Genomic DNA, 24,710 nt, shown 5'->3' on the forward strand with positions numbered 1-24,710 from the left:
AAATAATATTTTGCTCATAAAATGAAATGAAGTTTATATAGAGGAGGGCTTAACTTGTCTAAATTCAGAAGAACATGGTATCCATACGCCAGTCCCTTCGACCCCTGTCCGCCGATCAAGGCGAAAACGTATTCCACTCCGCCGAATTTATTTCTGGGCTTCCAGCCGCCCAATCTTGAACAGTTCACGCCAATGCAGGCATTAAGAACAGGGACACTCTGGAAGGTTTTCTATGATCCTTGGTATTCACCTTATGAGGCACCAAGGGAGGGTGATCATTCATGAAACAATTACCCAAGGAATTTTATGCAGCCATGGAAGAACTTCAGGCAGTAGATTTTGTTCTCGTGGACCTTACACTATACTTAGACACCCATCCAGAGGATTATGAAGCCATCAATCAGTTCAACCAGTTCGCTAAAGAAAGACGCCGATTGAAGAAAGTTGTTGAAAGTATGTATGGACCTCTCCAGCAATTCGGCAACAGCTATTCAGGTTATCCGTGGAATTGGGATGACAGTCCTTGGCCATGGCAGGTCTAAACTAAAATTAGGAGGGGGTAAGGAACATGTGGCTTTATGAAAAGAAATTGCAATATCCCGTAAAAGTAAGCACCTGTAATCCCACGCTCGCCAAATTCCTTGTTGAGCAATATGGGGGAGCCGACGGCGAATTGGCCGCGGCACTCAGATACTTAAATCAGCGTTATACGATTCCTGATAAAGTAATAGGCCTATTGACCGATATTGGCACCGAAGAATTCGCCCATTTGGAAATGATTGCAACGATGATTTATAAACTAACAAAAGATGCAACTCCAGAACAAATGAAACAAGCTGGACTTGATGCACACTATGCGAATCATGACAGTGCCCTTTTTTATCATAATGCTGCAGGGGTTCCGTGGACCGCATCCTATATTGCCGCTAAGGGTGATCCAATCGCCGATTTATATGAAGACATAGCAGCCGAAGAAAAAGCGAGGGCAACTTATCAGTGGATCATCAATATGAGCGATGATCCTGACCTAAACGATGGGTTAAGATTCTTACGCGAAAGGGAGATCATCCATTCTCAGCGCTTCCGGGAAGCTGTGGAAATCATCAAGGAGGATCAGGGCAAGAAGAAGATCTTCTAAACAGGCAGAAGCATCCGCATTGGATGCTTCTTATTTATTTTCATGAAACAGATTGATATCAAACTGTTTCTTCATCATATCAAAAACAATATGGCGATTTTTCCATTCCTCTTCTTTTTTCCAGAGATCCTTACTTCGGTCTACTATTTCACAACGGAGTGCCTGATATTCCTTTTCTGCCTTTTCGCGCTTCTCTTTCAGTAGGATCATAAATCCGTAGGTTCCTACCGTTAAAATGAGGAAATATAGATTTGCGGAATTCTGGACATAAACGGAAAATATCTCAGCGAACGAATAGGAATACGGCTTCAGAACCGTTATATAAAGATAGTAAAAGTAAATGGTAATCAATCCTATCGTTGCCCATACGGATAAAAGATGCCTAGATTTAAAGCGGTCGAACTTTTTCTTGCGGTCGATTAAATTCTGCAGCATCCTTTTTGTCGCTGGATCTGTCCGGTCATCCAGATTGATGATTTCTTGTTCCATGGCAAGCCCTCCCCTTTATACCATTTTTATGAACTTGTCCATGGAGATATGAATATTGTACAAAAAAAGTCATCAATCAAAAAAAGCCGGGAGTTCACTCCGGCTAATGTTTGATCGGTATTTTCAATACTTGTCCTGCTTGAATCTCATTGCCCTGGATGTTGTTTGCTTTTTTGATGATCGGGATTCCATCCTGGGATTTATAGTAGGTCATTGCTACTCTGAACAAAGTTTCATTCGGTTTTACGGTATGATAGATGATCTCTTCACTGCTTTCGGCTGCTTTTTCATCTGCTGCTGTGGTATCTGCTGCAATGGCTGGTTCTTGTTCGGTCTCAGCGGAGGCTGGTACCGCTGTTTTCCCGCCTTCTTTTTCCTCATCACCAACTGGTGCTTCCACCGTGTTTTTGTCCCCGCTGCTTGAAGGAGCCGGTCCGGCTGTGACAACATCAATCCCATCCGGATTGGCAATTTCCTCATAGGAAGGTGCTTCCTGATCCGTTTCCTGTTCCTTACTATTTGTATCATCCTTGCTTTCTACCTTGATTGTTTCTACCCCAGCACGTTCCAGGCTCTTATTTAAAGGCATCTTATTGCTATCCAGGTAAGAGAGGATGCTGAAAAATGATATAGGGAGCAGGATGAAAAACAGAGCCATCAGCCTGATGACCGGATATTTCACCTTCACTTTTGTTTTTTTCTGTTTTTGCCTGTGCATCTCACTTCTTGGTGGAAGCGATTCTTTTTTTTCAATGATGTTCTCGGATTTGCGCTCAACTCTTTTTCTAAGCCGCTCCGCCTGGTCCCTGATAGGTTTTTCCTTATTCACTGTCTGTACCCCCAACTGTTGCATGAGTCCTGAATTTAATAATCAAACCTAAGATAAAATCTATGAAAAAGTGCATCACGATTGTAACTAGAAGATTATCGGTCACCATATAAATATAGCCAATTAAGAAACTCAGTAAAATGATATTTGTAAACAAAAACCAATTGAACAGATAACGATAATGAACGACTGCGAAAATGATGCTCGATATGATTAATCCAGTATTCGTCTGGATGACTCCTCTAAAAAGTATTTCCTCACTTATTGCCACCATTGCCGCAATAAGCATAATTTGAATGATACTTCTATTTTTGAAAATCCTTTCGTTCAAGCCGCCATCGTCATAATAGGATTTAGGCAGATATTTCATGAGGATGAAGTCCATAACTACAACTGCGGCCCCCGCAGTGAGACCAATTGACAATATGCTCCAATCTCTCCAAATAAATATTTCTTTGAATTCATTTAAGCTATCAAACAATATCATACCTAATATACCCGATATCGTTAATAGTAATATTTGCGTAGCAACCAAGTGGAAAAGTAGTTCTTTTTCAGTAAGCCCTGCCACAGTTTCCTTATATTGATTTTTCATTATATCCGCTCTCTTATCAATAAAATTGAAGCCAATTCCTGCTTCCAGTCCAACTCTGCATCACATTGACCAGCAGATTGTCCGGTGTCTTCATAATCACTTATATCAATCCCACAATTGCTGCAGCAATTATGGGGCCGTTCCTGTATCTCTTCGCCGAACAAACTCAAAATAAATGTCCTCTTGCATTCCTTCGTGTGAATCCATTCGAGCATCTTTTTGATCTTCATGTTTTTTACAACCAAGCGATTTTCGATTAATTGGACCAGGCTTACTTTATCCCTGTTATAATCTATACTTTCAATACTAGACAGATAATCTTCGACAATTCTCCATTGTATCTCGGTGAAGCCGCATATCATTGACAGTTCTTCAGCACGCCCGGCAAGATCATCATAATGTATCTGGTTTTCGATTAAAAAGACAAACAGCCTATCAATCTGGTATTGATCAGGCAGCTCCCCTTCTGCGAGCTGGTACGCCAGCTGTTCGTCACCCGGAGTGTAAATCAGGACAGCGGTCGAATCGCGGCCGTCCCTTGCTGCCCTTCCTATTTCCTGGAGATAGGATTCAATTTGCATAGGCATGTGGAAATGAATTACATATCGGACATTTTCTTTATTAATCCCCATCCCAAAAGCGCTTGTGGCACAAACTACATCCAGTTGACCATTGATGAATTGCTGCTGGATGAGGATCCTGCTTTCCGGGTCCAGGCTCCCATGGTAAGCCATGGCCCTCATGATTCCATTTTCCCTCATATAGGCGGCGGTTTGTTCAGCCACTTTCTTGCTGGAAAAATATATGATTCCTGGACCTTTCAAATATCTCACCAGCTCCACTGTCCGGTCCAGCTTATCCTGGAAGGTAGATGCGAATTCCACACCAAGTGATATAGCAGGACGGTCGACCGAATAGACCACTTCTTTCCAATCTCCTAAATGAAGTTTTTCGGCAATATCTATTCGAACTTCCTCTGAAGCCGTTGCTGTCAGCGCAAGAGTCAAAGGGCCGCCAAGTTTGTCCCTGAACTCTCCCAGTTTGAGGTAATCCGGCCTAAAATCATATCCCCATTGAGAAATACAGTGGGCCTCATCTACAACAAACAGTGAGACAGACAATTTTTCAATCCGGTTCAATACTGAATCAATCCCCAGCATTTCTGGAGAAATGAAGATAAACCGATACCATTCGAGTTCTTCCAATGCTTTAGCTTTCTGCTGCGGTGACAAAAAGGAATTCAAGGCAATCACTCGCTTTTCACCCATTGCCATCATTTGGTCAACCTGATCTTGCATGAGTGACAGCAGCGGAGAAACAATCAAAACAGGCCCGTCCAAAAGATAACCCGGTAACTGGTAGCACAGGGACTTTCCCGTTCCAGTTGGCAGCATGGAAATGGTATGTTTATTTTCTAAAACGGATTGTATCGTTTCTTCCTGCCCTGAACGAAATTCTTCAAAGCCAAAATACCTTTTTAAATATTTTTTTAACTCCATTCTTTATCACCAAATTTAGCCAGAACAAGCCTGATTTCAAAATAGGAAGCATCCGCTACTTGTTCCTTGATTTGCTTTAATTTTTTCGCACTATTCTGGTAAGCTGCCTGAAGGATTCTTTCTCTTTTCTCTTTAAGCACATAGTCGTCTATATTGAATTCCTTGATCGAGAGGGCTATTTCCACAACATGGTCTTCTATCGTGCTTTGTTTAAGGTTCCGGACAGCTGCAACCTCTTCCAGGGTGTAACCCCTTTGCATCAATCTATATGTCTTGTCAGTTGATATCGTCAAAGGCACGCTTCGTTCCGCTTTCTTGATCATTCCACTTAATAATGGATAGGTATGTTCGTTTCCTACCACCTTATCAAACAATGCATGCAGGCAATTTAAGAATTCGAAATGATAGTGTGCCGGTTCCAGGCCAGTCTCTTCAGAAGCCTGCATGGTCGTCAATCCAATTTTTTTGAAACCTGTCAGCCTTAAAACAACTAATTCCGGCCTCGTTTTTTCATTATCAAGAGCAGATATGAGCTCTACATATAGCCTTTCTGAAAGCTTGTAACGATCTTCATTTTGCTGTCTAATGTATTGTTTAACCCAAATATGGGTTTCTCGCTTATTCCTTACCGGGATAAAGGATCGTTCATGATGAATCAGGTTTGAACTCACCTGAATCAGCAGCGTCAATCTTTCCCAAAAACTATCCGTTACCTGGTGGTATTTCCAGCCATTCAAATGTTCAGGAAGGTTATAATCACCTAATTTTTGTTCCAGCTCACGCTTTCCCTTTTCAGTTAAAATGACCTTTCTTTCTGCAATTTCCTCCACAAGTCCCCTTTGCTTCAGCCTATCAATCATTTTTTCAAGTGCAGTACGGGTAACTGTTGGATATGTATGAAAATATGGGGTGATTTTATACAAATGAGCATCTTGAATCGTCTGCGAGGAACGTTTGCCCTGAAGAAGGTGAAATAATGAATATATAGTTCTTTCGCCATTGATTTTATTCAAAATAGACAAAACAACTGTTTCCAAATAAGTTATCCCCATAAAATCACCCTTGAATGAAAAATTAAGCAAAGGGCAACATAATATTCGTTGCCCACTATAGCAGAAAAATAATATACCATTATTTTAACATGAAAATATCTTGTAAAATGTTTTATTTTCAACGAAAAAATCACTCAACGCCTTGTGTGATAAGCATTCTCAATACTTTTTTTATTGAAATGTTGGCGATACAGTTTTACAATAGGTATGAGGAATACGTTTTCACTAATTCGGTGGAAACAGCATATTATTGTTAAACACTTGGGAGGAATTATATCATGGCTAAGTACACAATTGTTGACAAAGAAACTTGTATTGCATGCGGAGCTTGCGGTGCAGCTGCTCCAGATATCTACGACTACGACGATGAAGGCATTGCATTCGTAACACTTGATGAAAACGAAGGGATCGTTGAGATTCCTGATGTATTGATTGACGATATGATGGATGCATTCGAAGGCTGCCCAACAGACTCAATCAAAGTTGCTGATGAGCCTTTCAACGGAGATGCTACTAAGTTTGAATAAGTAAATACATAATTCCCGCTTACAAGCGGGAATTTTTTGTTTTTTATACTCCTTATTGCTTTCCCAAAGACTGCAATTGGGTAATTACAAGTGCTAAAGCAATCTTTAATCAGTCCTATTATAAATCAAAAAAGCAACGGTGCAGGCCGTTGCTTTTTTATCAATCTATATAAGTTAAGTTTATGCGTTTTTAAAAGTTTGCTGTCTTTCGATCCATGTTTTCATTCTTGTGAACATCAGCATGAAAATGACAGACATCAATATGCCTTTTACGAAGTTAAATGGTAAAATCCCTGCAACGATCATCGCCTTGGTTTCTGGGCCAGACATAGCTGGCATATTCAAGAACAATGTGTAGGCAGGAAGGAACACGTAGTAGTTAAGCACACTCATCAGTATGGCCATACTTGTTGTCCCAGCCACGAGAGCAAACGTCATTCCTTTATTTGATTTCATACGCTGATAAATATAGTAGGTTGGCAGGATGAATAAAACCCCTGCTACAAAGTTGGCAACATGGCCTACGGGAACACCCGTATCACTGCCCGTCATAAAATAATCAAGCGTATTCTTCAAGAATTCTACTAAAATACCAGCTACCGGACCAAAAATCAACGCAGCTATCAATGCAGGAAGATCGCTGAAGTCGACCATTAAGAATTTTGGAAATGGCGGCAGCGGAAAATTCAACAGCATCAATACATAAGAGATACTGCTAAGCATTCCAATCGAAACCATTGCTTTGACACTAAATTTTTTCATTTTTCCTCTCTCCTTATAGAGATCCATCTCACATAAAGAAGAAAGATTCGGCAATCACATACCCATAACAAATAAAACCCCCAAGTTTTCAGTACTTGAGGGAGACTTGTGAAAGGCATGCTTAATAAACGATCAAAACCTGCATTTTTTGATCGTCTGCAGAACCTCCATCTTCTCCCATCCAGACTATACTGTCGGCTTTGGAATCGCACCAAATCCTGCCCATACAGGCTCGCGGGCTTAGAGAATGGATCTCATTACCGCCGATCGGGAATTTCACCCTGCCCCGAAGATAGACCATATTTATTTAACAGGTTTATTATACTGAAAAAAAAATCATTTGTGAAGGTGTATGCTTGTGAAGATTTTTTGACCGTTAGGTAAAGAAGCCCACCTGCCCTTGATTGCCCACACTATTTATAATTAACTTCTGCTAAATTCGGAATAACAGAATATATTTAATATAAATCAGTTATCTTTGAGAGCGCTTGCATTGTATTTATGAACAATCTCGCAGTTTGACAAAAGAATATTCGTTTTGTAAAATAATCAGAAAATTAACACTTTGTTTCACTAAAAGGAGTGGGTAAAAGGATGTTTCACGTTCTAGCGGCAGATTCAATTAAGGAAGAAGGCTTACGGCCCTTATTAGAACAGGATGGGATCCATGTACATATCGGAGGTGTAGATTCAGGAATTATTGATTTACAAAAGGTTGACGCCCTTCTTGTCAGAAGCGCAACAAAAGTAACCCAGGAACTGCTTGATCTGATGCCCTCACTAAAAATCGTCGGCCGTGCAGGTGTGGGGGTGGATAATATCGATATCGCCGAGGCGACAAAAAGAGGAATTGTCGTCGTCAATGCTCCGGATGGGAACACCATTTCTACCGCAGAACATACTTTTGCGATGATGTCAGCATTAATGAGAAACATTCCGCAGGCACACTCTACTGTTAAAAATGGCGAATGGAAGAGAAATAAGTTTATTGGGAATGAACTTTACGGAAAAATATTAGGAATTATCGGTTTAGGGAGGATTGGTTCCGAGCTTGCAAAAAGAGCCAAGGCTTTCGGAATGTCGGTAAAGGTATTTGACCCCTTCCTGACAAAGGAGCGTGCAGCAGTTTTGGGCGTTCAATTATCGTCTTTCGAGGAAGTTCTAGCCGAAACAGATATCATTTCGGTTCACACACCTTTGACGAAGGAAACGAAAGGACTTCTTAACGAAAGGACTTTGAGCCAAACAAAGAAAGGTGTCTATCTCCTGAATTGTGCAAGAGGAGGAATAATTGACGAGATGGCACTCGCCCATTACATTGAAAACGGTCATGTTGCCGGTGCTGCACTGGATGTATTTGAAGTTGAACCCCCAGAGAATCACCCTTTACTTAAGTTTGATTCTGTTATTGCCACCCCACACCTAGGAGCCTCAACAAAAGAAGCACAGCTGAATGTGGCCACCCAGGTCGCAAGCGAAATCAGAACATTTTTTGAAAATAACCCTGTTGCCAACTCGATCAATCTTCCGGCCATGTCTAAAGAAATATACGAAAAAATCCAACCTTATCACCAGCTAGCCAAAGAAATGGGGAAGATTGTTTCTGAATGCCATAACAAAGGAATCAGCGAGCTTACAGCCACGTATTCAGGAACGGCAGCGGAACTTGAAACCTCTTTTTTAACAAAGGCCCTGCTTGCAGGATTTTTTGAAAACCGCATTGATATGAAAGTCAACGAAGTGAATGCCATCCACATTGCAAAAGAACGAGGAATCATGGTCGGTGAAAAAGTGACAGGAAACTCCTATGGATACGCAAATACGATAACAGTTACCGCAAGCGGGGATGGCGAATCTTTTACCGTGAGAGGAACTTACATTGACCATTACGGGCCAAGGATAGTCAATCTCGATGGCTTTAATATCGATTTCCATCCGTCAGGAAACCTTTTGTATATCCAGCATATGGACCGACCTGGTGTAATCGGACATGTAGGAAAGGTGCTGGGTGACCATGGTGTGAACATCGCGACCATGCAGGTTGGCAGAAAAGAGGCCGGCGGCGAAGCCATCATGGTTCTCTCGTTTGATAAGCCCCTTTCAACAGATATGATCGGCAAGCTTGAATCCCTGCAGGACATTGTCACAATCAATAGTATCGTTCTATAAACAAAGCAAACAGGCCTCCAATTAGTGGGGCCTGTATTTTTTGTGATGCGTTTCCTGCATCACAAGGATATTCCCTATCTTATCCCAAAGGATAGGATTTTCGCTCACCTTTGGAAAACGTCATGATTTCCTTATAGCCTACTTCCCTTGCAAGTTCAAGAGCCTGATCGAAATCGGCTCCGACATGCTCAGGTACATGGGCATCTGAAGACAAGACAATCGGTATTTTCTTATCAAAGCACATCTGCAATAGCCTTTTATCCGGATACAGAGTCTGGGTAGGCTTCCTTAATCCCGCCGTGCTGATTTCCACACAGGTCTTGGACTGAGCCAATGCTGAGGTTGCGCGATCGTACTGTTCCATGAGGAAGCTCTCATCTTCAGGTACATACTTAAAAATTTTGACAAGGTCAATATGACCGATGATATCAAACAGATTGGATTGAGCCAACGTTACTACCTGATCAAAATAACTTCTATAAACATCGTAAACATCTCTTCTGTCCCATTCCTTGCGATACTCCGCAAGGTCGATTCCAAAATCACCAATCCAATGGATCGACCCAATAACATAATCAAAGTCATAGCTATTAATGAACTGTTCCATCTCCTTATGCTTGCCAGGAGTGTAGTCCATTTCGATTGACATTTTTACGTCGATTTCATTTCTCCAGGCTTCCTCGAAAAGGTGAACGTAATCAGACATATCATAGTATCTGCGTTCATCCACCCAGCTATTGCGTAAAATATCCGCAGTCTGATAGAAATGATAAGCATGCTCAGAAATCCCGAAATGCTGGATGCCCTTTTGGTGCGCTGTATCCGTGAATTTCTTCAAGTAGTCAAGCGTCAATGTGCCTCTCTCAAGATGGTTGTGGTAATCCGTCAGCATAGTATCCATCCCCTTTGCACTCTTTTACCTATTATACTTTCAGAAATCAGCATGGTACAAGGGGAGATTATTCAGTAATTAAGATTTGCTGTGGCTGTATGGTGTCAGATGTCAAATTGTTCAGAGCCTTTAATTTTTCCACAGTCGTGTTTGTCTTTCTTGCTATTGAGATGAGAGTATCCCCGGAAGAAACGACATAACTCTTTTTAGATGAACTCTTAATTGTTAAAATGTCACCCACTGAGATATGGTTACTGCTGATATTATTTTCTTTTTTAATGGTCTCTACTGTGGTGTCGTATTTCCCTGCGATTGACCAAAGAGTCTCCCCTTTTTGGACGGTGTGCTTTTCTAAAGAGCGCTGCTCAACTGCAACTGACGTCTCTACATTTTTATTTTCATCGTCAGGATGTATGCTTTCACCTTTATTACTAATATCTATATTATCCATCAATCGAAGCTTGGCGACTGTCTCCAACGTCACTTCACTTCCTTTTTTCTCCATAGCTAAAATAGGCTGTCCCACTGCAGCTTCACCTAGTGCCAATACAGGATCGATCGCATTTTCCTTTTCATAGGTCCAATTATCTTTATGAATCTCAAAATGGAGATGAACCCCAGAGGAATCGCCTGTATTTCCCATCAATCCGATTACATCACCTTGCATGACGACCTGTCCTTCTTTTACGTTTCTTTTATTCAAATGGGCATATACAGTTTCCAGGTTGTTATCATGCTTGATAAACACAACATGTCCATAGGAACCAGAAAAATATGATTTTGTTACTATACCTTTATCAACACTATGTATAGGTGTTTTGAACTCACCAGCAATGTCAATTCCCTTATGATGACCATGACGGGTTCCATATAAGTCTGTTATAACTCCATCAGCAGGCCACACCCAATCTGAAGTTAATTCTTTTAAATCGAGCATTTCCGCCTGAGAGTGCTTTCCGCCAAGAAATAGCAAACTGATACAAAGTGCCATGATCCCGGCAATGAGTAAACGCTTTATGTAATCCTGCATTTTCTTCCTCCTTAACTTTTTGCTCCCTTTCCATCCCTATGACAGCCTGTACAAAAATAGAACTGGATCGCGGAAAAGAAGCAGCTAAAAAAAGCACATTCGTTATAATTGGTGGGAAACTGCTTTTTTATGCAAAAGAAGGAAAATTTGTTTATGTGCCAGCGTTTTGAAGTGCTTAAGCAAAAAAAAAGAAAGACCGGATGGCCTTTCTTTTAGTCAATATTTTTCTTGTTCGGAGCGAGTGGCAGCGAGAGGACTTCGTTCATATTGAAAGGTCCAATCTGGTCAATGTTGGCATTTGTGAATTTAACACCTGTATATTCGAACTCGCTCGCTGTCATTAAGATTGCCTCGAGATGTGGCAGGAAACTTTCGTTCAAAGTCGTATCATCAGTTAAGGTGATTTCTAACACTTTATCTTTTGATTCAGTTTTTGCAAGCTTGAAATCATCCGGCAGGGAAGGTGAGAGATACCCTATCTCATCACTCTTCCACATCTGCGCAAAGGCCTCACCAATTGTTTTAAACTGTTCTTTGGTTGGAACAAGGTACGGATTCTGTACCTCCTCCACAGTCAAAAACAAGTACGCCCGCCTCTTTTTTGTTTCTGTGTTAAGCGGAAGCTCCTCCATGGTGCCAAAGTTCCCTAGATTAATCCCCGATTCGCCCTCTGTCGTCAACACCATCTTATCGATCCCTGCTCGTGAGAAATTCTGTGTCATGGAATCAACAAAAATAATGTTTGCAGCACTTCCATATTGAAATGGGTGATCTGGCTTTACATCCATTGTCAGTGTTTTCGTCGCTTCATCATAGTTCCAAGATGCATCAATTGGATAGTAATCTGTCAATCCCCATTCCTCTTCTTTAAGCTTAGGCATTGTTTCTGTATAGCTGTCTATCCATCTTTTCCCTTCTTGCTTTGGGGTTGTAACCGTTACTGGAACAACTGTCATCACCTGTTGGTCAGGAATGGAATAAGTAAAGATTTCCGTATTCTCCGTATCTACTTCCTCAGGATATAATGAAATCAGTCCCTCATATGGATTTACTTGATCCATGGCGGCAAATTCATTTGCCTTTTCTTTACCAGCTGCTGAATCCGCCATGAAGGTGTTCTCCTCTTCAGCAGCACTTTTATTTGCCGAATCATCCCTGACAGCTGTATCCATCTCCATTGACGACTTGGCTTCTGTGGCGGAGTTTCTGTCCATACTTTCCTGTGATGCGTCGTTAACACCAAGCAGTCCAGGAGAAAGGATGAAGGCGAGGAAGAGTACGGCAGCAAGTGCAGCGCCCGGTATAACCCATGCTGGCATTTTCTTTCTTTTTTCAACACGATGGGCGATATTTGAATAAATGTCACGAGAGTCGCGATGATTTTTTATCTTTGGCATCTGGCCGAGGATTTCTTCTAGCTGCTTATCGCTTAGCTGTGACTTTTTCACTAGTCATCCCTTCCTTTACAATCATTTCTTCCATAAGCTTTTTCAGCGTCTTCAACCCGCGGTGCTGGGTTGTCTTCACTTTGCTTTCTGTCCATGATAAAGCTTCTGCTGTTTCACTTATGGATAGCTCATGTATATAGCGCATGATGATGACCATTCGCTGGTCAACCGTGCATTGATCGAGGCACTTGTACATCATTTGAATTTCTTCACTTTGGAGAGCCATTTCCTCAGGTAATGGCTGGTCATCCCTTACCTGGCGTGCAGACATATCGAAGGATTCAAGCAATCGCTGTTTCCAGCCCTTTTGTTTTCGGAAATAATCAATTGCGACATTCTTCGCAATCGAAAACAGCCAGGTCTTCTCACTGCTCTTGCCTTCAAACCGGTCGTATGCCTTCAATACGCGGATGTACACTTCTTGCACAAGGTCTTCGGCCAACTCCCTGCTTTTTACCATATAAAATAAAAATTGAAAAACGTCATGATGATATTTTTGATACAATTCATCAAAAACGGAGTTCATAGGTCTTTTCGCCTCCGTATTCATTAGATTAGTCGTAAATAATTAATTAAAGTTTCATATTAACTATATTATTTTTAGAATGGAAATGGAAGGAATTTTAGAGGACAAAATAATCGAAAACAGAATCCCATTCTTTAAAACAAACTTTATCATCCTATGAGGACTTGAAGACCACTTTCCATTTAATTACCATTGATCATACCCTGGAGGTGGTGATCTAATGGACACTTTCCATTGGATTCTGTCTCTGTTTGGCCGATAGAGGCATTCTAACGGACACTTTTCTCTGGATTCTGCTTCTGTTTGGGCAATAGAGGCGTTCTAACGGATACTTTTCTCTGGATTCCGCTTCTGTTTGGCCGATAGAGGCGTTCTAACGGACACTTTTCTCTGGATTCTGTTTCTGTTTGGCCAATAGAGGCATTCTAACGGACACTTTTCTCTGGATTCCGCTTCTGTTTGGCCGATAGAGGCATTCTAACGGACACTTTTCTCTGGATTCTGCTTCTGTTTGGCCGATAGAGGCATTCTAACGGACACTTTTCTCTGGATTCTGCTTCTGTTTGTCCGATAGAGGTGCTCTAACGGACACTTTTCCTTGGATTCTGCTTCTGTTTGGCCGATAGAGGCATTCTAACGGACAATTTTCTCTAGATTCTGCTTCTGTTTGACCGTTAGAGGCGTTCTAACGGACAATTACCCCTCTATTCTGCTTGAGGTTGTCCAATAGCGGGAACAGAATTACCTTTTTCAAAAACTCAAAAAAGCCCACCCACAAAAAAACGGGATGGACTTGTTCTTTGTTCCTTGTGAATCAAGATTAGTCGGCAAGTTATTCAATATTTCGAGGGATGAAAAAGGAAAATGTCGTTCCTTGTCCGAGTTTGCTTTTTACAGAGATATTCCCTCGATGGGCGTCGATAATATTCTTGGCGATAGCCAGTCCAAGCCCGGTTCCGGATACACCTCGAGTTCTGGACTTATCGCCTTTATAGAATCTTTCGAACAAGAATGGCAAGTCTTCCTCGGGAATACCTGGTCCTTGGTCGCTCACCTCAAAATATATGCCTCGTTCATCGGTTCTTCCTTTGATCACAATAGATGCCGAATCAGGGACATGCCTGATCGCATTATCAATCAGATTGGTAAGAACCTGTTCGATACGGTCCGGATCAAAACGGAAATCACGTTCTTCTGAATCGAATTGGACTGATAACTCAATCCCCTTCTCTTTCACCAGACCATGAAATTTACGGATAATCCGGTTTACATAAGGATTGATTTCAACATTTTCAAGGTTCAGAAGAATATGACCTGCTTCCATACGGGCTAAATCGAGCAGTTCATTAACAAGGCGGCCCATTCTTAGTGATTCATCGTAAATAACTTTGGCCATTTCCTTCTTTTCTTCATCAGTTTGGGCGATGTCATCGACAATGGCTTCACTATAACCTTGCATCATCGAAATTGGTGTCCGCAATTCATGTGAAACATTGGCGATGAAATCTTCTCTCATTTTGTCGAGTTTTCTTTCCTCTGTCATATCACGTACAACAGCTACAGCTCCACGGATGAACCTTTTATTATAGAGCGGGCTGACGATGATGACCCAGGTACGTCCCTGTGCTGTGATTTCCCCAACCTGCTCTTTCTCCGTATTGACCGCAAGCTGGAATAGCTCCATGACTTCGGATGGGACGGCATCTGTATTCTCGGAAGCCAGGCCCTGCTCATAATACCAGTATCTCAAGAATACTTCGGCAGGCGGGTTCGTGATGAGGATGGTTCCATCACGATTAAAGGTGATCACTCCATCTGCCATACTGCTAAGAATGCTTGTCAGCTGTTCTTTTTCCTGACTCAATGCATTCATATTGAATTTCAACTGTCTGCCCATCTGGTTGAAGGCAGTGGCCAGTTCACCAATTTCATCATGAGTGAGGATGGGTACCTTTGTATCAAACTTTCCCCTGGCGACTTCGAAGGCTGCCTCCCTCATTTTTCGCAAAGGGGCAGTAATCCTCGTAGACAAGAAGAAAGCAAAAATTGTTGTCAGGACTATGGCGACGCCTGCAGCAAGCAAGATGAACTTGGTTGTCAGCCTTGTCGTCTCTTCCATTACTTCAAGCGACTGGTATATGAAGACTGCTCCATTTTCATTTTCAAATTGGTGAAGCGGAACACCAATCATTAAATACTGGGTATCATCCACTTCGTTGGAAACACCTGGCATGGAAGTAATCATATCTACAGTCTGGTCGTTCTTAAAAACGGCAGAAAGATCGTCATCATTCATAAAAAATGAAATGGGCACATGTGTCGTGTCTTCTCCACCAGGTGAGTAAAAATAAGTATTCTTATCCTTAACAATCGTTACCCTGGAATCATCGTCGACCATTTCCCATGCGATCTCTATACCTAATTGTTGTTCCTGGCCAGGGTGATCTTCCAGCACCCTGGCTATTTTTTCAGCAGTATTGGTCATTCCTCTCCTGGTTTCATTAATATGATAGTTTTCAAAGAATTCCATCAACATGACTGTCAGGATGAATAACACAAATGAAACGAGCAAAAGGATGGTAATCCAAAGCTTACCTACTACACTGCGCCAAAACATCATTCATTGACTACCTCGAACTTGTAGCCAACCCCCCAGACTGTCACAATCATCTTAGCAGCCTGTTCTGATACTTTATTCAGCTTCTCACGCAATCTTTTAACATGAGTGTCAACGGTACGCAAATCTCCGAAAAATTCATAATGCCAAACTTCCTTCAACAATTGCTCACGGTCAAAAACTTTATCTGGTGCTTTCGCAAGGAAGTAGAGCAGTTCATATTCCTTAGGCGTGAGGCTGACTTCTTTGCCATCTGCCAAAACCCTATGGGCATCATTATCAATGGTTAAATGAGGGAAAACAATCACGTCTTTTGCCGTCGTTTCTGTCTGCAAATAACTAGTGCTCGACGAACGGCGCAGCATTGCTTTGACCCTCAGAACAACTTCACGAGGGCTGAACGGCTTGACGATGTAATCATCAGTCCCAACCTCGAAGCCTTGTACCCTGTTCACTTCCTCACCCTTAGCGGTAAGCATAATCACAGGTGTTGACTTCTTTTCACGAAGGTCACGGCAGACCTCGATACCGTCTTTACCTGGCATCATCAAATCCAGAAGGATGACATCGTAATCGTTTGCAAGCGACTTCGCCAGCGCTTCATTGCCATCTTCTGCTTCATCAATTATATAGTTCTCTCTTTCAAGATACATCTTCAATAATCGTCTGATTCTTTCTTCATCATCCACTACTAAAATCTTTACGTCTTTTTCCATAAGGTATATCCCTCCCTGCGATTATTTTACATAAACAAGAGTCTTCTTTCCATGCTTTTTTAAAAAAGGCCTTCACTAAAGACAGTGAAGGCAGCCATAAATTTGACACAAATTAGGATCCTGCATAAGAATGCAGACCTGCGATAACAAGGTTAACTGCTACCAGGTTGAACATGATAATGATAAAACCGATGACCGCAAGCCAAGCGGACTTTTCGCCATGCCAACCTTTTGAAAGACGTAAGTGAAGGAATGCAGCATAGAAAAGCCAGGTAATCAATGCCCAAACTTCCTTCGGATCCCAGCCCCAGAAACGCGTCCAGGCAATCTGCGCCCAGATCATTGCAAATATCAACCCGCCAAGCGTGAATACCGGGAAGCCAATCAGTACCGAACGATAACCTATTTCATCGACGAGATCCATATTGATGTTTTTCGTCCATGGCTGCAATACAGCAGCAATGCGCTTGCGCAGGATAGCTCTTAATAATCCATATAATACTATACCCGCTGCTAGCGACCAAATAACCGTATTCAGCTTCTTCGCACTGATGATGGCAGGTGTCTCGAACAATGGTTCAAAGCGATTTTTATCAGTCAGCTCATATTGATGCGGACCAACCAAAGCAGGAATTGTGTATTCCTCTGTTGCTGGCTGTCCATCCTTGTTGATATAGTTGAAGTTCGCTGAGTAGTCTGTTGCTGCAAAGAAGCTCGATACAAATACAAAGCCAAGAGTACTGATCAATCCAAATAAAACAATTTCAAGCCATAATGTGCTTTTGCTTTTCTTCGACTGGTCAACACTTCTGACAAGATAAATCAGTCCTGCAGCAAAACTTACTGCCAGGATTGCTTGTCCAATCGCTGTTGTCGTTACATGGATATGGAGCCAGTAACTTTGCAAAGCCGGAATCAACGGGGTTACTTCCCTTGGGAACATACTTCCGTAAGCAATGATCAAAGCCGCTACCGGCAAGGTGAACAAGCCAAGCAATGGCGTTTTATAAATGAAATAAATAGCGATAAATGCCCCAACTAAGGACATTCCGAAGAATGTCGTAAATTCGAACAGGTTGCTGACCGGTGCGTGCCCTGAAGCGACCCACCTTAAAATAAAGAATGTCAATTGGGAAAGGAAGCCTGCAATCGTTACCAGGATCCCAATTTTCGCCCATTTATTAGGGGCATTTTTTCGATCTGCATGCCTTTTATCCTTGATTGCTCCCCCAAAAAATAATATACCAACTAAATAGAGGATAAACGCTGTAAACAGAAAGTTAGAACTCAACTCAACCATTAATTTTCCCTCCTTACTCCTTCTTGTCTTCGGCTACCTGGTCTTCTGGAGCCTCTATTCCTGAATCGGAGAAGACATCTTCTAGTTCTCTCTTCAAACCATGCCAGTTTTTATTCGTATGTGCTGCTGTCCAAACCTGGCCATTCACACGTCTTAACCATACTCGTCGATGGTTCCAGTATGCTCCCTGGATGACACCAATCATGAATATTAATCCACCAAGCCCAATGATCCAAAGGGTATGGTCTTTTCTGACAGTCAGGGCAGTAACATTCTTCGTTTCAATCCCTGCGAATGTCATCTTGTAATCATTTTCACCTAAAGGCTCGAGATTCTGCCTGATGGCTACGAAACTGACTTCACCTTCCGTATTCTCAGGAGAGAACATCTTGAAAATAAAAGCAGGATTATTAGGAATTCGAGACTTCGTAGCTGGTTCCCCATCATCATTGAATTCAAAATCCGGGAAATAGCTCATTATTTCAACTTTATAACCATTTCCTAAATCGTAATGCATTTCCGGATCATATAAATCTACTTCTACAGTACCAAATTGTTCTTGTGTTTCTTTATTCTCAAGATTTAATGACATTTTGTTCATTTCATCAAGCTTGTAATCAACCTGGTATAAAGCAAAACCGTCTACCTTTAGAGGTTTATTAACCTGGATTGCCTGGTCACGGACCTTTTCAAGCTCAGGTTTTTCCCCGGGGATTATTTCCCCCTGCCTTTGATATAAAGTAGCATTGGTCTGATAGTTTTTCACAACAGTCCCTGCCTTGTTGATGGCATCCTGGAAGACTTCCTCATCTTTATCTTTGTCGTATACTTCAAAGATGAATTGATTGTTTTCAAGATAATATTGGCCTTCTGTACCTGGGATTGCTTTTGTTTCGCCTTCCCTTAACCAGAGGATTTCATCCACATACATTCCAGGTACGAACCTGAGCATGCCCCCTATCAAAAAGATGATCAGGCCAAGGTGATTTACATAGGGACCCCATCGAGAAAATCGATTTTTCTCGGCGAGGATATCTCCATTCTCCTCACGCAGTTTATAGCGCTTTTTCGTCAGATTTTCTTTAATCTTACCTACTGCTTCATCTGACAACTCGGCATCTGACATACCGAACATTCTCTGGCGCTTTAAAAAGCTTTCATGCCTTGACACTCGTTGATTTTTAAGGGATCTATATAACGGAACCACCCTGTCAAGACTTGCGATAACAAGTGATATTCCTAGCCCAGCGATTAGAAGCAAATACCACCAGGAGCTGTAAAGGTTGTGGAATCCCAGATCATAATAAAGTTTACCAAGCCAGCCATATTGCTCTTCATAATATTCCCATGCCGGCATGACTGGCGGAATATACATTTCCTGTGGAAAAATCGTACCCAATGAGGATGCGATCAAGAGGATGACGATCAGCCATACCCCTACCTTCACTGATGAAAAGAAATTCCAGATTTTATCGATGATTGTCTTGTTATAAGTTTGGGACCGGCGCGCGCTACCTTCATAGCGCATATCAACGAGCTGCTTTTCTTTCTCTTTTTCTTCCAGCAGTCTTCCGCAAGATTCACATAGGATCGTTCCCTGCGGATTTACATGGCCGCACTCACATTTTACTTCGTTCATAGTAAAAACTCCCTGTTCCCCTTACTATTTTTAAGGTTTTATCTGTTCCATGAAATCACGGACTGTTTTTTCATCTAATTCCCCGGTATGGCTTTTTAAGACAATGCCTTCTTTGTCAATCAAAAAAGTGATTGGCAGCGGGTTAATACCATAAGCGGCCTGGACTGGTCCATCGTCGATCATGACCGGGAAAGTCATCCCTTTTCGCTCAATGAACCTATTTACAGCAAGTTCTGATTCACCGGAGTCAATTGCCAGGACCTGGACACCCTGATCCTTGAACTGCTGGTACTGATTTTCAATATAAGGCATCTCTCTCTCGCAAGGTTTGCACCATGTTGCCCAAAAATTAAGGAAAACTCCTTGTCCTTTATAATCAGAAAGCCTGTGTTTATTGCCTTCCATATCCACAAGGACAAAATCAGGAGCAGGTTTTCCAATCACAATCTTCTGGTTTTTATCCTTATTCATGTTGGCGTATAATGTATAGCCAACAGCCAGAACCATAACCGCAAGAATAATAGTTCGAGTGATTAGACGCTTCTTTTTCATTCCTAAACCTCCCACCGTATTTCTCCCTCATTATAACATTACAACTGCCATTAGTCGGTAAGTCTATGATTTTTTCATAGCCAGGACACGGAGCTGCTTAACCTCATGATGTGTAAGCTCCCTGATTTCCCCAGTTCTTAAGCCGTTCAGCGTCAGGAATCCATATTTTTCTCTTTTCAGCTTTAATACTGGGTGCCCAATTGCTTCAAACATCCTCCTGACCTGTCTGTTCCGGCCCTCATGGATGGTAATTTCAACGATTGCGGTATCTTTCTTTTTATCGACACTCAGCATTTTCGTCTTTGCAGGCGCCGTTTTCCCATCTTCAAGCATGACGCCACGAGCCAGGCTCGTCAGCTTTTCTTTTGAAGGGATCCCCTTCACCTTCGCCACATACACCTTATCTATTTCATTACTTGGGTGCATGAGCAAATTCGCAAATTCACCATCGTTCGTCAACAATAGCAGTCCCGATGTATCATAATCCAGCCGTCCTACAGGATAGATCCGCTGTTCGATTGTCTGGAAAAAATCCGTAACCACTTTGCGTCCTTTATCATCCTGTACGCTCGAAATAACTCCGCGGGGTTTGTAAAACAAGAAATAAACCGGTTCTTCCCCTTCAATCTGCACTCCATCCACTTCTACTCTGTCAGATGAAGTCACCTTCCGGCCAAGTTCTTTGACAACACTGCCATTTACCTTGACTCTTCCTTCGAGGATCAATTCCTCGGCTTTTCTTCTCGATGCGATTCCTGCATGAGCAATCACTTTTTGCAGTCTTTCCATGAAGGTCACTCCTATTTAATATCAATTACCTATGGTTAATATTAATATCTAATCCATCCCTATGAATTATGACATAAGTCTCGCTGTTTTCAAAGTAAGCAATGGCTTAAAAAGTGAAAAATAAATAGGGAATGTTAATTGTTCTTTAACATTGTTTCGTTAAGCTCACCTGCTAAACGGATATTTTCCTTATATAACGTTGCTTAAAAATAGGGTGTTTACCAATCTTTGTTGATCGCGAAGGTATGAAGAATCTTAAGAGGAGAATTTCCTGCTATTGTAGATAGATGGTGCCTATGAAGCTGGATTAAGAGGAGATATTCCGGTTAACTGCTAAAAATCAGACGAAATCTAGCAATTTAGATCAAATAAGCGGAAAAAACAACCCTTATTTTTAAGAAAAGAAGGATCGATTCCATTTTAACCGGAATTCTTCCGTTTATTTTCAAATACAATATTCCTGCTGCAAGGGGCAAAAAAAAGATACCCGCTGGAGGTATCTTCTTTATTTGGAAAACATGAATGTGACGACGATGATGGCTGTTATGATGGCAACTGCGTCAGCAAGGAGGCCGACTTTAAGTGCATCTCCCATTTTTTTGATCCCGACTGCTCCGAAATAAACGGTGAGGACATAGAAAGTTGTATCGGTGCTTCCCTGAAGGGTCGCTGCTAGAGTGCCGATAAAAGAGTCCGGCCCGTGGACACCAATCAGGTCGCTGGTAATTCCGAGTGCCGCTGTACCTGAGATTGGCCTGATCAGCGCGAGCGGAACAATTTCTGCAGGAATTCCCACCATCTCAAGTCCAGGACGAATCCAATTCACCATTACATCAAGTGCGCCGGAGGCCCTGAAAACCGCAATGGCGACCATCATCCCTACCAGGAATGGCATGATGGACACAGCCATTTTGATCCCTTCCTTGCCGCCTTCTACAAAACTTTCATATGTGGGAACTTTTTTATACGTTCCATAGATCAGGATAAAAGCGATCAAAACAGGGATGAACCATAATGATATCGCAGATACAATTTCCATTTGATTCACCCCTTCTTGCTTCTTCTATAGTAAAAGAAACGATCTATTAATATTGCTGCAAAAGCAGAGACAGCGGTTGCTACAAGCGTCGGTCCAACGATATCTGTCGGGTTGGCGGAATCATAATTCATTCTGATTGCGATTACAGTGGTTGGAATGAGGGTGATGCTTGCTGTGTTGATCGCAAGGAATGTGATCATCGACCGGCTTGCTTCACTTTTCCCATCATTCAAGTCCTTTAGTTCTTCCATTGCCTTAATCCCAAGAGGGGTAGCAGCATTCCCTAGACCAAACATATTCGCAATCATATTCGATAGTATGTAGCCCATTGCTGGATGGCTGGGAGGAACTTCAGGGAACAGCTTTGAAATGAACGGCTTAAATAATGCAGAAAGCTTGGATAATAGCCCTGAATCTTCAGCGATTCTCATCATGCCGAGCCAGAAAACAAGGATGCTGATCAATCCGATACTAAGTGTGATCGCTTCCTTTGCACCTGTAAAAACAGCTTCATTCACCTCAGCCATTGTGCCATTCATCATCGCAAATCCAAGGCTGATTAGAATCATGAACACCCATATATAATTAACCATGTTCATTGACCCCTGCTATTGAGGTAAAGATGTTTTTAAAAAGATCAAAAAATGACTTTTCTTCTTCTTTGTCTACTTTGTAATAGACCGGTAAACTGGCAATCTGCTGATCGTTTAGGTAAACATTCGCACGGCCAGCGATAGGGTCTCTCATATCATCCTCATTCGGAGCCAACTTTTTCAATCTGTACTCTACCCTGACCAGATCTTCTTCTTCGGAAGTCAGCGGGTAAACAAATGAATGATCCAGATAAACTTTATCTTTATAGTGGGATTCTTTAATCCCTTTAACTTTTCCTTTTGAAAGAAGTTCAGCAATATCGTAATTTGAAAATGCTGTTTCAAACATCTGGATGTGGTCATTCCAATCATCAGGTGCATTTAGAGTGACAGCAATTAATCCAAAATCATCCTTTTGGGCGGTTGAGACTAATGTTCGTTTCGCGCGCTTTGTATAGCCCGTCTTTCCTCCTGTACTATATTTATACTTCTCTGTCAGAAGCCTGTTTTTATTTTTCCAGACTCTGTCCCATGTTTCAGTTGGATTTGGAGCTCTGTGAACTTTTGTCCCAGAAATCTCCTTGTACACTTCATTTTCCATTGCATAGCGAGTCAAAATTGCCATGTCATAGGCTGTGGAAACATGATTCTCATGATCATCCAATCCGTGGGGGTTCGCAAAATGTGTATTTTGCATACCGATTTGCTGGGCTTTTTCGTTCATCATGTATACAAATCCATCGAGGCTGCCACCTACATGTTCCGCGATGGCGACGGCAGCATCATTACCAGATCTCAGCATCAATCCATACACCAGATCCTCCAGCCTGATTTTTTCTCCCGGCTTCAAATAAATAGAAGATCCTTCGGCACGGACCGCCTTCTCGCTTACTTTCACCTTCTCATCCAATTTGCCAGATTCTATCGCAAGAATCGCCGTCATGATCTTTGTAATACTGGCAATCCTGCTTACTTTGTGTGCATCTTTCTCAAATAAGACCCTGCCAGATTCCTGTTCTATCAAAATAGCGCTTCGGGCACTTACTGAAACAGTAGCCTGTGCTGTTTGAGGAATGCTGTAAATCAACAGAGTGGCAATTAACAATAATTTTATCGAAATCCTTTTCATTGACAGACCCTCGTCTCCTTTGGCAGTTTGTACAAGTTTATGCAGGACAAGGTGTGTTATGACACAAATCGGAGGGAGAGAACAGCGTGGCCTTAATATTCCCCTTGATTTTAATAAATCAAGTCATGAAAAAAGGAACAGCTTTTAAAATAGCTGTTCCCTGGCTTTCATTATCTGGATTGAAGCATTTTTGTCCGGTAATCTGTTTCGTAATATTCAAGCTCTTCGCGGGCTCTTTGAAACCCGCTTTCAAGGCTGACCATCAGTTCATTCAGGTGAGCAGGCACAGTCTGCCTGAACTTGATTGCATTTTTACCAGTATAGGCGGCTCTGCTGTCTTCATACCAAGCATCACTTTTAGGAGAGAAGAACTCTTCGATGCATTGATAGTAGATACGGTATAGTGTTTTCTCAGCTGCCGGCTTTGAGAATACTTCTGCCTGGAGGATCACCTTGCAAGCGTCCAGGCCTTCATCGGAGTATACAGCCAGCTTTCGAAGGCTGGAAAGAACGATTTTATAGTATTCTTCATCTGACGTCTGCCCTTGTATTAGTTCTTCAAGGGTTGTTTCATTCAGGTAGTTTTCTAGCTTTACAACGGTATCCGCCAGAAATCCCCTTACTTCTTCGATTTGTGTTTTTACGATTGAATTCCCCAAACTGACACCCCCAATGGATTTTAACCATTCCTTATTGCGAGACTTGCTGCTCTCCTATGGCTCTAATGAAGAACATCATTCTGGAATCGGTTCACATAGATGTATACCCGCAACCAAGAATGTAAAGAACCTGTGAGAAAAGATTCAAAGTTTTACGGAATTAGACTGGCTGGACAATATAATCTAAAGGAGAGCGCACTTCATATGATCCTTTTTGCTCTATGCCTTCATAGATCCCCGGAATTTTATTGAAATCTAGGCCTTTGAAAAGTTCCGCAAATTCTCTTTGTTCATTTATATATACCCTTTTGCGGTGTCGATATCCAGGATTTTTCAACAATGCAGCCAGTGCCACCAAATCCCTCATGTATACTTCCTTACCGCCAGCTTTGAAGATGGGATCCTGAGCAAATGGAGTGATACTTGCAGCCAACTCATCAAAAAACCTTACATAAAGGACATGCAGGGTTTTCTCCTTGCCATCTTCTACAAAAGTGACTTCGCTTCGGTTGAAAAAATCCTCCGAGGTGTTTGATTTTTCTTTTTCAAGTTCATAACCAATACATTGCTTAATAAGCATGGTATTCCTCCCGTTGGACATTCATTCTTAATTAAATCCTTATGTAGAAAAAATGCTTTTAAATGCCTGCAAACTGGCACCCGTCCAAGCATTTCATAAATAATTATTTTGATTTTATCATAAATTCTAAACTTTGTGCAC

At 41.8% G+C, this 24,710-nt stretch carries 26 protein-coding genes and 1 riboswitch; of the genes, 5 read left to right on the top strand and 21 right to left on the bottom strand.

Annotated features, from left to right (window positions below; genetic code table 11):
* Positions 1-54 precede the first annotated feature (54 nt).
* The 3 genes from LGO15_RS15955 to LGO15_RS15965 are packed head-to-tail and all read left to right on the top strand — an operon-like array spanning position 55 to position 1,138.
* Positions 55-285 (top strand): spore coat associated protein CotJA, encoded by a 231-nt coding sequence (locus tag LGO15_RS15955; RefSeq protein ID WP_226085254.1) that lies wholly within the window; start codon positions 55-57, stop codon positions 283-285.
* A complete protein-coding gene (locus LGO15_RS15960; protein WP_167831399.1) occupies positions 282-542 on the top strand; it encodes a spore coat protein CotJB in 261 nt (86 codons plus the stop codon). The genes LGO15_RS15955 and LGO15_RS15960 overlap by 4 nt, the downstream gene beginning before the upstream one ends.
* Before the next feature lie 26 nt (positions 543-568).
* A complete protein-coding gene (locus tag LGO15_RS15965; RefSeq protein WP_167831400.1) occupies positions 569-1,138 on the top strand; it encodes a manganese catalase family protein in 570 nt (189 codons plus the stop codon).
* Between the two features lie 30 nt (positions 1,139-1,168).
* Here the strand turns inward: LGO15_RS15965 and LGO15_RS15970 are convergent, their stop codons facing one another.
* From LGO15_RS15970 to LGO15_RS15990, 5 genes are all read right to left on the bottom strand, one after another.
* On the bottom strand, positions 1,169-1,627 hold the full coding sequence (locus LGO15_RS15970) for a YpbF family protein (protein WP_167831401.1): 459 nt from the start codon (positions 1,625-1,627) through the stop codon (positions 1,169-1,171).
* Positions 1,628-1,730: 103 nt separating this feature from the next.
* The gene (locus LGO15_RS15975; protein WP_226085255.1) at positions 1,731-2,456 is read right to left on the bottom strand and encodes a LysM peptidoglycan-binding domain-containing protein; all 726 of its coding nucleotides are present in this window, start codon (positions 2,454-2,456) and stop codon (positions 1,731-1,733) included.
* The gene (locus tag LGO15_RS15980) at positions 2,449-3,051 is read right to left on the bottom strand and encodes a CPBP family intramembrane glutamic endopeptidase (RefSeq protein WP_226085256.1); all 603 of its coding nucleotides are present in this window, start codon (positions 3,049-3,051) and stop codon (positions 2,449-2,451) included. The genes LGO15_RS15975 and LGO15_RS15980 overlap by 8 nt, the downstream gene beginning before the upstream one ends.
* Positions 3,051-4,550 (bottom strand): RecQ family ATP-dependent DNA helicase, encoded by a 1,500-nt coding sequence (locus tag LGO15_RS15985; protein ID WP_226085257.1) that lies wholly within the window; start codon positions 4,548-4,550, stop codon positions 3,051-3,053. The genes LGO15_RS15980 and LGO15_RS15985 overlap by 1 nt, the downstream gene beginning before the upstream one ends.
* The gene (locus tag LGO15_RS15990; protein ID WP_167831405.1) at positions 4,541-5,587 is read right to left on the bottom strand and encodes a YpbB family protein; all 1,047 of its coding nucleotides are present in this window, start codon (positions 5,585-5,587) and stop codon (positions 4,541-4,543) included. The genes LGO15_RS15985 and LGO15_RS15990 overlap by 10 nt, the downstream gene beginning before the upstream one ends.
* Positions 5,588-5,880: 293 nt before the next feature.
* On the opposite strand from LGO15_RS15990, the gene LGO15_RS15995 reads away from it, so the two are divergent.
* The gene (locus tag LGO15_RS15995; RefSeq protein WP_023627496.1) at positions 5,881-6,129 is read left to right on the top strand and encodes a ferredoxin; all 249 of its coding nucleotides are present in this window, start codon (positions 5,881-5,883) and stop codon (positions 6,127-6,129) included.
* A 180-nt stretch (positions 6,130-6,309) separates the two neighbouring features.
* Here the strand turns inward: LGO15_RS15995 and LGO15_RS16000 are convergent, their stop codons facing one another.
* A complete protein-coding gene (locus LGO15_RS16000) occupies positions 6,310-6,891 on the bottom strand; it encodes an ECF transporter S component (RefSeq protein ID WP_167831406.1) in 582 nt (193 codons plus the stop codon).
* A gap of 165 nt (positions 6,892-7,056) precedes the next feature.
* Positions 7,057-7,189: riboswitch (FMN riboswitch) on the bottom strand.
* 296 nt (positions 7,190-7,485) lie between these two features.
* On the opposite strand from LGO15_RS16000, the gene serA reads away from it, so the two are divergent.
* On the top strand, positions 7,486-9,060 hold the full coding sequence (gene serA / locus LGO15_RS16005; RefSeq protein WP_226085258.1) for a phosphoglycerate dehydrogenase: 1,575 nt from the start codon (positions 7,486-7,488) through the stop codon (positions 9,058-9,060).
* A gap of 79 nt (positions 9,061-9,139) precedes the next feature.
* Here serA and LGO15_RS16010 read toward each other — a convergent pair whose 3' ends face one another.
* The 15 genes from LGO15_RS16010 to LGO15_RS16080 form a co-directional block, all read right to left on the bottom strand.
* Complete coding sequence (locus tag LGO15_RS16010) at positions 9,140-9,952, bottom strand: histidinol-phosphatase (RefSeq protein WP_226087915.1); 813 nt, start codon at positions 9,950-9,952, stop codon at positions 9,140-9,142.
* 67 nt (positions 9,953-10,019) lie between these two features.
* Complete coding sequence (locus LGO15_RS16015) at positions 10,020-10,982, bottom strand: peptidoglycan DD-metalloendopeptidase family protein (RefSeq protein WP_226085259.1); 963 nt, start codon at positions 10,980-10,982, stop codon at positions 10,020-10,022.
* A 212-nt stretch (positions 10,983-11,194) separates the two neighbouring features.
* Positions 11,195-12,430: a hypothetical protein gene (locus LGO15_RS16020; RefSeq protein WP_226085260.1), complete on the bottom strand. Its 1,236-nt coding sequence runs from the start codon at positions 12,428-12,430 to the stop codon at positions 11,195-11,197.
* Entirely contained in the window at positions 12,405-12,956 is a 552-nt protein-coding gene (gene sigX, locus LGO15_RS16025; protein WP_226085261.1) for an RNA polymerase sigma factor SigX, read from the bottom strand. Before sigX ends, LGO15_RS16020 begins: the two co-directional genes overlap by 26 nt.
* An 832-nt stretch (positions 12,957-13,788) precedes the next feature.
* The gene (locus LGO15_RS16030; RefSeq protein ID WP_167831412.1) at positions 13,789-15,576 is read right to left on the bottom strand and encodes an ATP-binding protein; all 1,788 of its coding nucleotides are present in this window, start codon (positions 15,574-15,576) and stop codon (positions 13,789-13,791) included.
* Positions 15,573-16,289, bottom strand: coding sequence for a response regulator transcription factor (locus LGO15_RS16035; RefSeq protein WP_041965633.1), 717 nt, complete (start codon positions 16,287-16,289; stop codon positions 15,573-15,575). Before LGO15_RS16035 ends, LGO15_RS16030 begins: the two co-directional genes overlap by 4 nt.
* Positions 16,290-16,401: 112 nt before the next feature.
* Entirely contained in the window at positions 16,402-17,589 is a 1,188-nt protein-coding gene (ccsB, locus tag LGO15_RS16040; RefSeq protein ID WP_226085262.1) for a c-type cytochrome biogenesis protein CcsB, read from the bottom strand.
* Positions 17,590-17,602: 13 nt separating this feature from the next.
* A complete protein-coding gene (locus LGO15_RS16045) occupies positions 17,603-19,228 on the bottom strand; it encodes a cytochrome c biogenesis protein ResB (protein WP_226085263.1) in 1,626 nt (541 codons plus the stop codon).
* A 30-nt stretch (positions 19,229-19,258) separates the two neighbouring features.
* Complete coding sequence (gene resA / locus LGO15_RS16050; protein ID WP_226085264.1) at positions 19,259-19,780, bottom strand: thiol-disulfide oxidoreductase ResA; 522 nt, start codon at positions 19,778-19,780, stop codon at positions 19,259-19,261.
* A 63-nt stretch (positions 19,781-19,843) separates the two neighbouring features.
* Entirely contained in the window at positions 19,844-20,569 is a 726-nt protein-coding gene (gene rluB / locus LGO15_RS16055) for a 23S rRNA pseudouridine(2605) synthase RluB (RefSeq protein ID WP_167831416.1), read from the bottom strand.
* A gap of 505 nt (positions 20,570-21,074) precedes the next feature.
* Entirely contained in the window at positions 21,075-21,608 is a 534-nt protein-coding gene (locus tag LGO15_RS16060; protein ID WP_167831417.1) for a spore maturation protein, read from the bottom strand.
* Between the two features lie 5 nt (positions 21,609-21,613).
* Positions 21,614-22,201 carry a nucleoside recognition domain-containing protein gene (locus tag LGO15_RS16065; protein ID WP_167831418.1) on the bottom strand — a complete coding sequence of 196 codons (588 nt, stop codon included), beginning with the start codon at positions 22,199-22,201 and terminating at the stop codon, positions 21,614-21,616.
* Positions 22,194-23,330 (bottom strand): D-alanyl-D-alanine carboxypeptidase family protein, encoded by a 1,137-nt coding sequence (locus LGO15_RS16070; RefSeq protein WP_226085265.1) that lies wholly within the window; start codon positions 23,328-23,330, stop codon positions 22,194-22,196. The genes LGO15_RS16065 and LGO15_RS16070 overlap by 8 nt, the downstream gene beginning before the upstream one ends.
* Before the next feature lie 170 nt (positions 23,331-23,500).
* Complete coding sequence (locus LGO15_RS16075) at positions 23,501-23,989, bottom strand: YpuI family protein (RefSeq protein ID WP_167831420.1); 489 nt, start codon at positions 23,987-23,989, stop codon at positions 23,501-23,503.
* Between the two features lie 160 nt (positions 23,990-24,149).
* A complete protein-coding gene (locus tag LGO15_RS16080) occupies positions 24,150-24,569 on the bottom strand; it encodes a hypothetical protein (protein WP_226085266.1) in 420 nt (139 codons plus the stop codon).
* Positions 24,570-24,710: the final 141 nt, after the last annotated feature.

The organism is Mesobacillus sp. S13, from assembly GCF_020422885.1.
Lineage (GTDB): Bacteria > Bacillota > Bacilli > Bacillales > Cytobacillaceae > Mesobacillus > Mesobacillus selenatarsenatis_A.